Genomic DNA, 13,065 nt, shown 5'->3' on the forward strand with positions numbered 1-13,065 from the left:
GTACGCCGTACCGGCCGCGTAGTATCGCCCCGCCGGAGCGAAGGGATGATCAAGGGCGCCCGCCCACCTGTACCTGGTACCTGAGCTGGAGCGGAGACCGACATGCCTGCACCCGCGATTCTCCGCGACGTGTTCCTCACCTACCGCGACCGCGACGGTGAGGAGGACGAGGGCTTCCTGTTCGAGGACCCGTACGGCCCGTTGCCCCGCCTCGACGTGTTCGTCTACCGCTCGGTGGATCTGACCACGTTCGCCACCATCGGCATGGCCGCCCAGCCGATGCCGTCGGCGCCGGGACCCGGCGGGGGAGGGCGGGCCGAGCTGCGCCTGGCCCGGCGCGGACGGTTGCAGCGTGCCGAGGAGCATGCCGTCGCGGTACGGCTGGCGAACCTCGCCGTCCACCCGTTCCTCACCGGCGACCAGCTCAACTGGGGTCACATGATCGGCCTCGGCGAGGAGTTCCCGGCCTTCCCCGGCCGCCGGTCGGTGTTCCTGTCCGGCCCGCTGACGCCGGAGGCCCTCGACTACGTGCGTACCGGCGAGGGCCCCGTGCGCATCCTCAACGTGGTCCCGATCACCGACGCCGAACGCGAACGCGGCCGGCTGATGCCCCCGCTCGCCTTCGCCGAGTCCCTGCTCACCCAGCGTGACCTCTGGTCGTGACCCGCTTGATGTGGGTGAGCTGCCAGGTCAGGTCCAGCGGCGCCCCGCGGTCGTGGTGGGCGGCCAGTTCCCGCTTGAGACCGAGGAACATCCACGCCCGGTAGACCGGCACGATCATCTCGCGTTCCAGCTCCGACAGCGGGCGCACCTCCTGGTAGCCGCGGATCACCTCGTCCTGGTAGCCGCGCCAGGACAGCACGAAGTCGGCCACCTGGAACGTGTGGTGGGACGCCTCGAAGTCGATCAGACCGGTCAGCCGGCCGCCGTCGTACAGCAGGTTCCAGACTGCGAAGTCACCGTGGATGACACTGCGGGGCACGTCCGGCTCCGGGTGCCCGGCGAACCAGCTCACGGCGTCATCCCGGCAGCGCCGCAGGATGCCACCCTCCTCCGGGTGCGCCGTCTCGTGCACCCGCAGCCAGTGCTCCAGCTCCGGATCCCCGACCACCGCGGCGGGCAGCGCGAAGCCACCGCGCTGCGCGACGATGCCGGTCGCCGTGGCCGCCAGGTGCAGCTCGGCGAGAAGCCGCCCGCGCGCCCGCCGTTCCTCCTGCGACGCCTGCCGCGGCTCGCCCGGCAGCCGGGCGAACAGCACCCAGGCCCCCTCCGGTACGACCAGCGGCTCCTCGATCGGCTCCGGAGTGGGCCAGCCCTGCGCCCGCAGCGCCGCCGCCACCCGCAGCGGGTACCGCCAGTCCTGCTCGGTGAAGAACTTGACGATCACCGGAAGGCCGTCACGGTCGGCCGCCCACGTGCCGTTCACCCGGTCGGTGAGCGCCCGGCGGTTCTCCAGCCGCCACACCGTGAACGGGGTCACCGGACCGCACCCATCCCGGCCAGGATGAGGTCGACGCCGGCCAGGAACCGCTGCCGGTCGTCGTGATCGCCCATCCGGCCCAGCGCGATCGCCCTGACCGGCCCCGATCGCCATGCGCCCACTACTCCTCGCCGGCCGCGTCCGCGTCGGAGCGGGTGTCGATCAGATACACCTGCTCGCCCGCCCGCGGATCGCGGGCCTGGAGCACGTGGAACATCGGTGAGAACGGGCCACCCAGGTCGACGACCGTCGCGCCCGCCCCGAGCACCCCGCGCACCAGGTGCGACGGCGCGGTCAGGTCGATCCGGGTCACCACCCCCGGGGTCACCCACACCGGGATCCCGGCCAGGAAGCCCGACACCTGCGCGTGGTAGTGCCCGCACAGCACGGCCCGGACGTCGCTGCCGGCCAGTACCTGGGCGAGCCGGTCACCGTTGCGCAGGTTGACGTCCGCCATCGACGGCGACGTACCGATCGCGATCGGCGGATGGTGCAGCGCCACCACGGTCCCGGCGGGCGCGGGCCGCGACAGGACCCCGCTCAGCCAGTCCAGTTGGTCCTCGCCCACGACACCGTGCACCGCTCCCGGAACCAGACTGTCCAACGTGACGATCCGCAGCCCGGCCACCTCACTGACCGCCGCCCGGTCCGGCCCGGACTCCCCGAGGTCGGCGCCGTCCGGGCCGAGGTGAGCACTCCCGAACACCTTCGCGAACGGCTCCCGGGCATCGTGGTTACCGGTCGTGTAGACGTGCGGGATCCCGCGCTCCCGCGCGAACGCGCCCACCCGCTGCAACACCGCGGCGCAGCCCTCGGCCGAACCGTCGTCGGCGATGTCCCCGGTGACCAGGACGACGTCGATCTCCTTGACGAACCGCGCGTCGTACAGGATCCGGTCCAGCGCGCCGGCCGCGTCGACCCCGTCCTCGTCGATGCCGGACCCGGTCACATGCGGGTCGGACAGATGCAGAATGCGATGGGTGGCGGTCACGGGCAGCTCCTCATCCGGTGATGGATGAGCACCCAGGCGGTCGATGCCCTTGACGTCACTCCCCGGTGGTGTCCCACCCGCGCCAGTCGTGTGCGACCAGGCTACCGCCCGCGGACGGTCGACGGGTCCCCGCCCGGCACCGACATCTTCACGTGGCCGAAAAGGACCGGCGATTCCGCGAGAATCGCTGCATCAGCGATGACACCCTCAATGAGGAGCTGGACCGCGTCACGGTACGTTCCAGGCCGTCAGCGTGAAGTGAAGTTTGCCGCGATTGTTCGCTATGGACACCTTGGTGACCGTCATGAAGACGATCTTCTGGGTCTGGGCCTCCCTTTCCGCCTGGCGGGCATCCGTCTCGAAACAGAGCGTCAAGCCCTTGACCGCGGTGATCGGGGAGTGTGTCGGCTGTGTGCGGATCTTCTCCAGACACTCGATCGGGGTGGCCGCGGGGCCGGAGACCTCAGCCTGGCGCAGATCCGACTGGATGGTCCCCGGACCGCATCCTGAATAGACGGCGTCCTCAGTGCCGGCACCGATCTGCGGCCTGTCGAAGTCGATCCCGATGGTGAAGTTGCCGTTGTCCGGGCAGCCCGGTGACTCGGCGATCAGGCGCTCGTCCTGGTAGGCCCGGGTGTAGTCGCCGACCGGGTCGATGGTCTCGGCGTTCAGGGGCTCGCCGACGACAGGCATGGTGGTCGGCGAGCCGGTCTGCGCCTCCGGTGCGGTCGTCGACGTCGGCGCGACACCGCCATCCGGTCGCGGCTCGGTGGAATCCGAGGTGCATCCCCCGGCACCCACACAAAGCAGGAGGCCCACAGTCCCGTTCACCACAGCGGTGGATACGTGTTTCCGTGGAATCCCCGGAGTCGGCATGCATTTCATGAATTGATTTCACCTCGTCAATGCGGCGTTAAAAAAGGTTACCGCCCCGCCAGGGCGGGCGCAGGTGATACGCAATTCCAGTACCGCGTGGCCCGCAACGGCAGTGGACACGTCCACCTCGGATTGCCCCGGGGTGAACGGCACCGAAGTCAGGGTCTTGTTGTCGCCGCGAACATCCAACCGGGCGATATCCCTGATCCCCGACGAGACGACACGACTGCGAAATCCCCCATAGCCGCGGGGGACGGCGAATCGGACCGCCCGCTCACGGTCCCGATCGGTGTTGGTGGCGCAGGGCAGATCGAACACCGAAGCCGCCGTGACCCTGATCAGGGCGGCTCCTGCTACCGGTTCGAGGTCCATCAATCGGACGTCTCCCTCCGGAGCCGGGAGCGGCACCGCAGCGGAGGCAGCCGTAACGGCCGGCCGCGCAGCCGGCGTCGTCGGGGTCGGCACGGGGGAAGCGACCGGATCCGGTTTGACCTCGAAGTCGAAGACATCGCGGCCCAGCGCGAGAACGGCGACGACCAGAGTGAGGAGACTCAGAACTACGGTCGGCCCCTTCCAATGCCATCGCTCAGGTGCCGGAGGCCCGCCATGCCGATCTGCTGCCGATGTTTCCATTCCGATTCGTTGCTCCCGTTCGCGACCATTCCGGCAGGGGAGTCGTCATGTCATCCCGGGCCTGGTGCGTACGATACCGGCCGGTTGCGGGTGGTCTGACCGCCGTAGCAATTTTCACCCTCCGGAATAATGTAGCGAACTGCCAGCAGCGATGAGAAACGGCTTTCCGCAATTCGCATTTCATCGGTAGCGCGGCAACCATGTCCATTCGCGGCGCGCCGTCGCACCCGGCAGGTGGGCCACACCGTGGGTGGGGGCGTCAGGTCTGGTCGACGATCGGGACGCCGGGTCCGAAATGGTTGACCGCCGCGGTGAGGCGCGCCTTGTCCAGGCGCCAGAACGAGATCTGGCGACTGTCGGAAACCGCTTCCTCGGACAGGTCCGCCCGTGCGAACGCCTTGTTCAGGCCTCGGAGGACCGGACTCTTCGCCGAGCCCGGCAACGGTGGTGCACCGGCGCGCCGCACGACGCCGATGTAGCGGACCGAGGTCCACCACTTCCCCTGCCGCCAGAGAACCACGCCCTCGATGTCCGACCACGGCACGAGCGCGGAAGTGCTGGCCGGCCACGGCGGTATGTGGCCGAGAGTAATCCCCTCCGCGGTGACCGCCAGGGCGACCCGGCGGCTCACCCAGGCCGTGATCGACAAGAAGATGTACATCGCGCCGAGCGCACACCCGAAAACGCCGACCAGCCGCTTCTGCCCGTCGACGACCGCGATGGCCCCGACGGTGATGAAGACGAGGCATGCGGGCAGCAGGATCAGGTCTCGTGGTGTCCAGCCGAATCGGGCCACGTAAATATGATCGGGCACCCCGCCAGACTGCCAGGTCGGCCATGGAGATGACAGTCCCGGCCGCTGGACAGCAGATGACCCCGGTGATCAGCAGGCCGGCGAGGATGGCCATTTCACGCGCCGAGACGGTACAGGGTGAGGGCGGCCAGCGAGGGGGCGTCGACGATGGCACCCGTACGGATCATGGCGGTGATCTCCTCGTCGGTGAACGCGCGGTGGACCATGTCCTGCTCGGACGCCTCACGGTCGGGTTCACCCTCGGCCAGACCGGAGGCCAGGTAGACGTCGAAGCCCTGCGTGCAGTACCCGTAGGCCTCGTAGAGATGTCCGAGATGGATCATCTCCTCGGCGCGCAGCCCGGTCTCCTCGGCGAGTTCCCGCCGGGCCAGCGCCACCTGATCGCCGTCGGCACCGGCACCCCAGCTGCCCTGCGGGAACTCCCACGCCCGCCGCCCGACCGGGTACCGGAACTGCTCCACCAGCCAGAACCCGTCCCGCCAGCGGGGCAGCACCAGCGCGAAGTCCGGTTTCTCCACCACGCCGTAGATGCCCGCCGTGCCGTCCGGGCGGCGGACCTCGTCCTCCCGTACCGTCATCCATGGGTTGTGATAGACGACGCGGCTGCTCACCTGTTCCATGGAAGACTCCGATGCTGTTGACGATCTCGGGATCGAGTTGTTCCGGAAAGACGACCGTCGTCCGCGCCTGCGGCCCGGTCGACGGCCTGGTGTGGCACGACTTCGACGAGATCGGCGTGCCGGCCGGCGCGGACGTGGTCTGGCGCCAGCGCAGCCTGGAGCAGTGGATCCGGCGGGCGCTGCGCTATCAGGCCGACGGCCGGGACATGCTGCTCACCGGCCAGTCGCCGCTCGGCGAGGTGCTGGCCTGCCCGTCGGCGACCGCCCTGAACGGTGTCGCCGCGTGCCTGCTCGACGTCGACGACGAGGTGCGTCGGCAGCGCCTCACCCGGCGTGACCCCGGTAAGTGGGACGCCCGGGCGACCGAGGCGTTCCTCGGCTGGGCGCGGTGGCAGCGCGCGCATGCCGCCGACCGTACCCACCGGCCGGAGGCGATCACCGCCGGTGGATGGGACCGGATGCGCTGGGAACGCTGGAACGACCTGCCGCACTGGGCGGTGACGGTGATCGACACGACCGGCCGGACGGTCGGGGAGTCCGCCGCCGACCTGCGCCGCTGGATCGACGGTCATCGCCGCCCGGCGAACCACGACATCGCCTGACCGTGCCCGCGGGCCCACGCCAGCGGCACACCGTCGAGGGCGACCACGTTGTGCAGCGTGTCGTCCGGGGCGGGCGGCAGGCCGTCGAACGGGACGACGCCGGGCGCCTCGACCGAGATCCGATGGCCGGGCAGCGTACCCACGAGTCGCTCGAACGCCCGCCGCCGTTCGTCGGGCACCTGGTACAGCACGGAGGTGTGGAAGACGACGAGCGTCGCCCCGGCCGGTGCCTGCGCGGCCAGGGCCGGCAGGTCGTCGACGAGATCGCCGCGGATCAGGTGCGGGGGATCGGCGGCGGCGATCGCGGCGGCCGCCCGCAGGCGCTCCCGGCGATGTTCGTGTTCCGGCCAGATCAGCGCGTCCAGCCACGCGATGTCATCGGCGTCGCTCACGCGCAACGGGTTGAGGTCGAGGCCGGCCCGCCACACCACCTCCGGTAGCCGGGCCGGCGGCTCGGTCCCGGTCAGCTCGCACGCAAGGACCGGACCCGCGGTCCCGAGCAGCCGGTCCCCGTAGCGGTAGGTGTACCGGTCCGGATAGAGACCCAGGCCGGCCGACGCGCCGACCTCCAGCAGGGCGAGTGGTTGCGGCAGCCTCTCCAGTACGGGCACCAGCACCGCGCATCTGCCGGGCTCGTTCGTCTGGGTCGCCCGGACCCGCAGGTTCGCCGCGATCCGATCCCAGTGGGCCACCGTGAAGTCGTGGAACGCCGCCGGATCACCGACCGGGCCACCGAGCAGCCGCACCACAGCGAACAGCAGGTTCGGCTGCCGCTTGCCCTCGGGAACCGTCGCCAGCAGCTCGAGGATCGTCTCGTCGGCGGCCACCGCGAGCGACAGCCGTTCATAGACGGGAGACACCCCGCGCGCTTCCCGGGCGGCGAATTCGGCATAGGTCGCTGCGGTACTCATTCCAGCGATCTTGGCACAGTCGCTGCGAAACCGGGCTCCCGCATGATCACCTGGAACCGGCGGGCGGGCGACCTCGGCTACGCCGCCCGGACCGTCATTCATCGCGTCGCCAGATTGATCGGCCACGGAGATGACCGCCTATCCGACCGGAGTCCTCCGGCCCGCGTCCTCGCGGGCGGTGAGCGGCCCGTTCAGGGCGTGGACGACGACGGTCGCGACGGCGGTGACCGCGGCCAGGGCCAGCCACGGCACGGCCGGGCCGCGGGCGTACAGGGTGGTGAAGAACGCCGGGGCCAGAATGCTGGCGAAGGCGAAACAGTACTGGTAGATCGCCAGATAGCGGTCCCGCTGGCCGGGCGGCGCGGCCGCCGCCGACAGGGCGTTCGACAGCGGTGCATGGACCAGGTCGGCGGCCGCGAAGAAGATCAACCCCACCAGGAGGTACGGGACGAGCGCCGCCGCGGGAACCCGGATCGCCGCCGCGTACAGCAGCGCCCACACCACCCACAGCACGCCGGCCAGCGCGAGTCCCCGCGGTCGTGACAGCGGCCGCACCAGCCGTACCGCCAGCGCCTGCCCGGACGCGAGCAGTACCGTGTTCGCCGCCAGCAGCGGGCCGACCAGCCAGTCCGGGGCGGGCAGCGCCTCGATCAGATACACCGGCAACGCGATCCCGATGAACACGCTGCACAGAGCGAACACGCTGTTCACCGCGATCAGCAGCAGGTAGGGCCGGTCGCGCAGCATCGTCCGGTAGCCGCCCGGTGCCGGGCCCTCCGGCAGTGCCCGGCGGTCGCGGGGCACCACCAGCAGCAGCGCGCCGGAGAGCAGGAAGGTCGCCGCGTTGAACAAGACCACCGGCTGGTACCAGCCGTACGCCACGACCAGGCCACCGAGCAGGGTTCCGGCACCCATCGACGCCATCTGGATCATGCCGGTGAGCGCGTAGCGGCGGTCCGTGCGCTGCCGGTCCTCACCCGGTTCGGCCAGGCCGGCGACCACCGAGAAGAACGACGACCAGAACAGCCGCTGCCCGACCGAGGCGAGCACGGCCACGGTCAGCACCCCGGCGGCGGAGTGCGCCCAGCCGTACGCCGCGAACGCCGCACCCTGCACCACCTGCGCCACGATCACCCGGTCCAGCGGCCGGAGCCGGTGCGCCACATGCCCGACCAGCAGCGGCACGGGCAGGGACGCGACCGCGGCCGCGCTCAGCAGCAGGCCCACCGTGCCCAGCGACAGCCCGGTGACCTCGGTGAAGTACAGCAGCGACACCGGCAGGAACAGGCCGCTGCCGAACATGTCGACGGCGAGGGCGCAGGCGAGCGGAATCAGTCGTCGGCGTTCGGGCATCCGGACTGTCTAACAGAACCGGCCCATCGATTCCGCTGGATTATCATGCGGCCGGCGCGCCCCACCGGTCCGGGGTGCCGATCGGGCGCCGGTGTCCCGCCCTACGATCGTCGGCATGGCGACGCGGCTGGTGCAGATCAACATGAAGGCGAAGGACGACAACGCGCTCGGCGGGTTCTGGGCGCAGGCGCTGGGGTGGGCGGTCTCCAGCGAGGGACCCGGCGTGACCAACCTCGAACCGGAGGGCTTCGACTATCCCGACCCGGCCGCCGTCTGCATCGACCTCATCGTCTCCGCGGAACCCAAGACGGTCAAGAACCGGGTGCACCTCGACCTCGCCGCCACCTCGCCGGCGCACCGGTCCGACCTCGTCGCGCGCCTCACCGGCCTCGGTGCGACACCCGTCGACGTCGACTCGGGCGACGTCGGGCGCACGGTGCTGGCCGACCCGGAGGGCAACGAGTTCTGCGTGCTGGACGCGCTGTACGAACAGACCGGGCCGATCGCGTCGGTCGTGGTCGACTGTGCCGACCCGCGGGCCATGGCCCGGTTCTGGGGCTCCGCCATGGACTGGAGCGTGCACAGTGTGACCGGCGACGAGGCGGTGCTGCGCTCCGCCGCGGGTGTCGGGCCGTACCTCCGGTTCGTCCGTGTGCCCGAGCCGAAGACCGGGTGGAACCGGGTGCACCTCGACGTCCGGCCGTACCCGGGTGACGACCCGCAGGCCGAGGCGGCGCGACTGCGTGCGCTCGGCGCCACCGCCGTCGACCTCGGTCCGGACCCGGTGCCGTGGACGGTGCTGGCCGATCCGGAGGGCAACGAGTTCTGCCTGCTCGCCCCGAGCTGACCGGAACGCCGAGGGCCGGCCACCTGCGGTTGGCAGGGAGCAGGTAGTCGTGCATACTTGACGCATGCCTACAGTCACTAGTCTAGATCGCGCGCGTCTGCGGTTGTACGGCGCCCATGAGATCCGCCTGCATTTCGGCGGCATCAGCCGGCAGCGCGTCTATCAGCTCACCAGCCGCACCGACTTCCCCGAGCCGGTCGCCGACCTGGCCCAGGGCAAGGTGTGGCTGGCCGACGAGGTGGAGGCGTGGCGTGCCGCCCGCCAGGCCGTCATCATCAAACACCGCCGTCAGTGACCGGCGCCGTCAGTGACCGGCCGCGCGGAGAGTGCCGCCCGGGTCACCGGGGCCGGGTCTTCTTCCAGTCGTAACCGACCGTGTCGGACTCCTCGGTGTCGGCCCGCCGGCACACCTCACGCACCACCGCATCGACACTGGCCCGCTCGTCGGACCCGATCATCGGTACGGCCCACCCGCACCCCGCCAGCTCGAAATGCTGCTGCCAGCCCCGCCAGGCCCGCAACTCCGCCAGCCGCAGCGACGTCGACCCGCCCATCTCCCCGTGGCCGCCGTTGATGGACTCGCCGATCAGAAACGGCCGCGCCCCGAACGGCACCACACACACGTAGTAGACGTGATGGGTCGGATGCTCCGGCGTCGGCGCCTGATTGCGGTACGCCACCCGCAGCAGCTGATTGTCCCGGTCCCGTCCCTTGATCGGCGTCGACGCACCGTACAGATACTCCGACTCCAGGGCCAGCCCGCCGCGCCACCACACCCGCCGCGCCCCGAAGTCCAGATGCTTGAACCGTTCCGGCGACGCGAGCGCCGACCAGTCGCGTTCCGGCCGCTCCCGCTGCAACCGGGCCACCGAACAGTCGAACAGCCGGACCTCGCCCGGCTCGAACTCCAGGGCGAGCTGCCATCGCTCCGTCGGAACGACCCGGGTCAGCGCTGGAATGGGCACGCGGCCATCATTACACCTCGAAAACCAGTGGCGCGCCGGTGCGGCAGCCGCGTAGTTTCCCGGCCGCGAACACCGTCACTTCGAGGAGGCCGTCATGGACACCGATTACGACGCCGAGGCGTCCTTTTGAGCCGACCAGCAAACGGCGTAGGGGGTTCCCTCTAGCGAGACGCAGGTCAAACGCGGCGACCGTACGGTCGGCGCCGACACCGAGCTGATCGAGAAGCTGGGCGGGAACGACCCGTGCCCGTGCCGCTCCGGGCGGCGGTTTCCGCCGGTGCTGCCGACGCGGCGGCCGGTATGACGACACCAACGGGCACTACTACGTGCGGGACTGATCGATGAGATGGCGTCGCCTCGACGGCGGCGCCATCGCCCTATCGGCCGGCCGACGGGGCGACGACCACCGTGGTCTGCGGATCGTGGGCGATCCGTGGCGGCCCGGCGGCGATCAGGGTGGCCCGGGACCACGGCTGTTCGCGCAGCAGGAACGGCAACTCCTCCCGCATCCAGTTCGCCACGTGCTCGCGGTGCTCCGGGGAGTCGCCGTCGCGGGCCAGCAGCAGGCGGTCCTGGTCGTCGAGGTCGCCCTGGAGGTAGATCGAGGCGTCCAGCCATCGGGCCAGCTCCTCGCGGATGACACCGGTGCCCTCCACCCAGACGAAGTCCAGACCGGCGGGAACGGTGATCGATCCCGGTCGCCCGTGGCTGATCCACGCGTCGGGCCGGTGATCGACCGGCTCCCCCCGGTGCAGCGGCTGCAGGACGTGGCCGGCCAGCAGGGGGCCCCAGTCGAAACAGGCATGGTTCCAGGCGACGTCGTCGGTGTGCACGACGGCGGAGTTCGGCACCGCGTCACGCAGCCGGGCGGCCAGTGTCGTCTTGCCGGCGCCGCCGCGGCCGTCGATCGCGATCACCCGGGGCCGGCCGCCGACGCCGGGGGACGCCGCGCGCAACGAGGTCACGACGTCGGTCAGGGGAACCACCCGCCAGCCGGTCGCCTCGATCTCACCGGGATGCAGGCGCATCCGACTGTCCCATGCGTTCGTCGCCGGTGTCGAAGAACGTGTCCAGGTATTCGCGGGCCGGCAGGGCGCTGGTGCGCATCAGGGAGAACACCTCGGCACCGTGGCCGGGGACGTCGTACAGCTGGAAGGCCTGGATCAGGCCGGTGAAGGTGCACAGATCCGCGGCGTAGTCCTCCGCGTCGCCCTCGGACAGTGCGATCGCCGTCTCGAAGTCGGGCGCATGCCAGAGCGTCACACGTTCCTCATAGGTCGGCGTCTCGGCGAGCCCGTGGAACTCGAACACACATCGAGTGCTGTACCAGTTGTTGTCGGCCACGAGGCCAGCATGGCGTACGCAAACCGGTGTCGCTGCGGCGAGGGGGGCGGTATGAAGTAGCGGTGAGTGAAGAACATCTGCCGGGCGGTAACACCGTCGGGGCGGTACGGATCGGTGACGTCGTCCACAAGCGGGCGTTGCCGGAGGTGTTCTGGAGGCGGCCCGGCGCGGCACGGTAGGGTGCCGGAGCCCTCATCGGCTGCCTCCGTGCGGTGTGATGGGTTAGCCTCGCCGCAACGACACCGCTCGATGACCACACGCTGTGCCCGGGAGCGCTCCCGGGAGCTCTACCAGGAGGGACGTTCCCATTTCTGACGTAGCGTCGGCCCGCACGGACAGAGCGGCGGACGACAACCCGGAACCGGAGATCCCGCTGAGCCGGAGAGCGCGGCTGCGTGCCTCGGCCGTCGCCGCGGCGCCCGCGATCGGCCTGTACCTTCTGCTGCGCCTGACCAGCCTCGAAGTGATGCACGTGCTGGCCAGTCACGCGCACGCCCTCGACCCGGGCCGGCAGGTCTACCCGGACGGAACGATCAACAACCAGTGGCGCGGCTTCACCTCGATGTGGGACGCGCTCGTGTCCTGGGACGGGCGCTGGTACGCGAAGATCGCCGGCAGTGGCCTGGGCGGGCCGGTCGGTGCGGTCGACGAGGACGGGGTGCCGTACGAGCTGCGGCTGGCGTTCTTCCCGCTCTATCCGTGGCTGGCGCGCCCGCTGACGTACCTCCCCTTCATCTCGCCGGCCACCGCCTGCCTGATCGTGTCGTTCGTGGCGGCCATCGCCGCCGCCTGGGGTCTGTATCTGATCGGACGGCACGTCCGCGGTCACCGGGTCGGCCTCATGCTGGTCGCCGCCTGGGCGCTGGCGCCGGCCGCGATGACGCAGAACGGCGCGTACACCGAGTCGCTGTTCACCGCCCTGGCCGCGTGGGCGCTGTACGCCGTACTCAAGGAACGATGGTTGATCGCCGGTCTGCTCGCCGGGGTGAGCGGTCTGAGCCGGCCGACCGCGACCGCGCTGATCGGCACGGTCGGCCTGGCGGCGCTGGTCGCCGTCTTCTCGCGGCGCGGCGGATGGCGGCCGTACGCGGCGATGGCGCTGGCGCCCGCCGGCCTGCTCGCCTACTTCGCGTTCGCGTCCGCCCGGCTCGGCGGGTTCGACAGGTACACCAGCATCCACGACAACACGTTCGGCGCCCGCTGGGACTACGGCGAGAACACCTGGAACATGTCCACCGACATCCTCATCGGGGTCGACGGCGACAACGCCGACAAACCGATCCGGGTGCTGTCGCTGCTCATCCTGTTCGGGTTCGTGGTGATGTTCGCGCTGCTCATACCGCGTGCCCCGTGGCAGCTGACGGTGTTCGCCGGCGCGATGCTGGTGCTGGCGACGCTGTCGCACACGCACATGTCGATGGCCGGCCGGCATCTGTTGCCCGCGTTCCCGGTGCTGCTCATTCCGGCGTTCCTGCTGGCCCGCATGTCCAACCGGGACCTCTGGATCGTGCTGGGCGCGGTCTCTCTGTTGTCCGGCTGGTATGCGGGCTGGCTGCCGTTCATCTCCGGCCAGGCCATCTGACCACCGGTCACCGGTGACCGGCCGGCGCCGGTAAAGGCCGCGCGCCG

Annotated in this window: 18 protein-coding genes and 1 riboswitch; of the genes, 6 read left to right on the forward strand and 12 right to left on the reverse strand. The window is 70.4% G+C overall.

What is annotated here, in order from left to right:
• Window positions 1–102: 102 nt before the first annotated feature.
• A complete protein-coding gene (locus tag BC793_RS24395; protein ID WP_109596080.1) occupies window positions 103–663 on the forward strand; it encodes a suppressor of fused domain protein in 561 nt (186 codons plus the stop codon).
• On the opposite strand, the gene BC793_RS49720 is transcribed toward BC793_RS24395, so the two are convergent.
• The 7 genes from BC793_RS49720 to BC793_RS24425 form a co-directional block, all read right to left on the reverse strand.
• Window positions 638–1,480, reverse strand: a complete 843-nt coding sequence (locus BC793_RS49720; protein WP_158319344.1) for a phosphotransferase enzyme family protein — start codon at window positions 1,478–1,480, stop codon at window positions 638–640. The two genes, BC793_RS24395 and BC793_RS49720, sit on opposite strands and share 26 nt — an antisense overlap.
• The gene (locus BC793_RS52380; RefSeq protein WP_275416260.1) at window positions 1,477–1,602 is read right to left on the reverse strand and encodes a hypothetical protein; all 126 of its coding nucleotides are present in this window, start codon (window positions 1,600–1,602) and stop codon (window positions 1,477–1,479) included. The genes BC793_RS49720 and BC793_RS52380 overlap by 4 nt, the downstream gene beginning before the upstream one ends.
• On the reverse strand, window positions 1,602–2,471 hold the full coding sequence (locus tag BC793_RS24405; RefSeq protein ID WP_109596084.1) for a metallophosphoesterase family protein: 870 nt from the start codon (window positions 2,469–2,471) through the stop codon (window positions 1,602–1,604). The genes BC793_RS52380 and BC793_RS24405 overlap by 1 nt, the downstream gene beginning before the upstream one ends.
• A 23-nt stretch (window positions 2,472–2,494) precedes the next feature.
• A riboswitch (ZMP/ZTP riboswitch) is annotated at window positions 2,495–2,571 on the reverse strand.
• Between the two features lie 128 nt (window positions 2,572–2,699).
• A complete protein-coding gene (locus BC793_RS24410) occupies window positions 2,700–3,290 on the reverse strand; it encodes a hypothetical protein (RefSeq protein ID WP_146246421.1) in 591 nt (196 codons plus the stop codon).
• A 75-nt stretch (window positions 3,291–3,365) separates the two neighbouring features.
• Window positions 3,366–3,719: a hypothetical protein gene (locus BC793_RS24415; protein WP_109596088.1), complete on the reverse strand. Its 354-nt coding sequence runs from the start codon at window positions 3,717–3,719 to the stop codon at window positions 3,366–3,368.
• 520 nt (window positions 3,720–4,239) lie between these two features.
• The gene (locus BC793_RS24420; protein ID WP_109596090.1) at window positions 4,240–4,776 is read right to left on the reverse strand and encodes a hypothetical protein; all 537 of its coding nucleotides are present in this window, start codon (window positions 4,774–4,776) and stop codon (window positions 4,240–4,242) included.
• Window positions 4,777–4,889: 113 nt separating this feature from the next.
• The gene (locus tag BC793_RS24425; RefSeq protein ID WP_109596092.1) at window positions 4,890–5,414 is read right to left on the reverse strand and encodes an NUDIX domain-containing protein; all 525 of its coding nucleotides are present in this window, start codon (window positions 5,412–5,414) and stop codon (window positions 4,890–4,892) included.
• Window positions 5,415–5,425: 11 nt separating this feature from the next.
• On the opposite strand from BC793_RS24425, the gene BC793_RS24430 reads away from it, so the two are divergent.
• Window positions 5,426–6,016, forward strand: a complete 591-nt coding sequence (locus tag BC793_RS24430; RefSeq protein ID WP_109596094.1) for a hypothetical protein — start codon at window positions 5,426–5,428, stop codon at window positions 6,014–6,016.
• Here the strand turns inward: BC793_RS24430 and BC793_RS24435 are convergent.
• Window positions 5,983–6,927: a DUF2332 domain-containing protein gene (locus tag BC793_RS24435; RefSeq protein WP_109596096.1), complete on the reverse strand. Its 945-nt coding sequence runs from the start codon at window positions 6,925–6,927 to the stop codon at window positions 5,983–5,985. The two genes, BC793_RS24430 and BC793_RS24435, sit on opposite strands and share 34 nt — an antisense overlap.
• A 138-nt stretch (window positions 6,928–7,065) precedes the next feature.
• Window positions 7,066–8,280: an MFS transporter gene (locus BC793_RS24440; RefSeq protein WP_109596097.1), complete on the reverse strand. Its 1,215-nt coding sequence runs from the start codon at window positions 8,278–8,280 to the stop codon at window positions 7,066–7,068.
• A gap of 115 nt (window positions 8,281–8,395) precedes the next feature.
• On the opposite strand from BC793_RS24440, the gene BC793_RS24445 reads away from it, so the two are divergent.
• Window positions 8,396–9,127 carry a VOC family protein gene (locus tag BC793_RS24445; protein ID WP_109596099.1) on the forward strand — a complete coding sequence of 244 codons (732 nt, stop codon included), beginning with the start codon at window positions 8,396–8,398 and terminating at the stop codon, window positions 9,125–9,127.
• A gap of 64 nt (window positions 9,128–9,191) precedes the next feature.
• Entirely contained in the window at window positions 9,192–9,422 is a 231-nt protein-coding gene (locus tag BC793_RS24450) for a helix-turn-helix transcriptional regulator (protein ID WP_109596101.1), read from the forward strand.
• Between the two features lie 43 nt (window positions 9,423–9,465).
• Here BC793_RS24450 and BC793_RS24455 read toward each other — a convergent pair whose 3' ends face one another.
• A complete protein-coding gene (locus BC793_RS24455; RefSeq protein ID WP_109596102.1) occupies window positions 9,466–10,092 on the reverse strand; it encodes a hypothetical protein in 627 nt (208 codons plus the stop codon).
• A gap of 226 nt (window positions 10,093–10,318) precedes the next feature.
• Between BC793_RS24455 and BC793_RS52850 the strand changes: the two genes are divergently transcribed.
• Window positions 10,319–10,396 carry an SEC-C metal-binding domain-containing protein gene (locus BC793_RS52850; RefSeq protein WP_428839528.1) on the forward strand — a complete coding sequence of 26 codons (78 nt, stop codon included), beginning with the start codon at window positions 10,319–10,321 and terminating at the stop codon, window positions 10,394–10,396.
• A gap of 73 nt (window positions 10,397–10,469) precedes the next feature.
• Here BC793_RS52850 and BC793_RS24465 read toward each other — a convergent pair whose 3' ends face one another.
• Both BC793_RS24465 and BC793_RS24470 read right to left on the reverse strand, forming a co-directional pair.
• On the reverse strand, window positions 10,470–11,120 hold the full coding sequence (locus BC793_RS24465) for a uridine kinase family protein (RefSeq protein WP_109596104.1): 651 nt from the start codon (window positions 11,118–11,120) through the stop codon (window positions 10,470–10,472).
• A complete protein-coding gene (locus BC793_RS24470) occupies window positions 11,101–11,436 on the reverse strand; it encodes a hypothetical protein (RefSeq protein ID WP_203896378.1) in 336 nt (111 codons plus the stop codon). The genes BC793_RS24465 and BC793_RS24470 overlap by 20 nt, the downstream gene beginning before the upstream one ends.
• A 448-nt stretch (window positions 11,437–11,884) precedes the next feature.
• Here BC793_RS24470 and BC793_RS24475 point away from each other — a divergent pair, with 448 nt between their 5' ends.
• A complete protein-coding gene (locus tag BC793_RS24475; protein WP_282959001.1) occupies window positions 11,885–13,018 on the forward strand; it encodes a glycosyltransferase family protein in 1,134 nt (377 codons plus the stop codon).
• Window positions 13,019–13,065: the final 47 nt, after the last annotated feature.

The sequence above is a fragment of the Actinoplanes xinjiangensis genome, from assembly GCF_003148685.1.
GTDB lineage: Bacteria > Actinomycetota > Actinomycetes > Mycobacteriales > Micromonosporaceae > Actinoplanes > Actinoplanes xinjiangensis.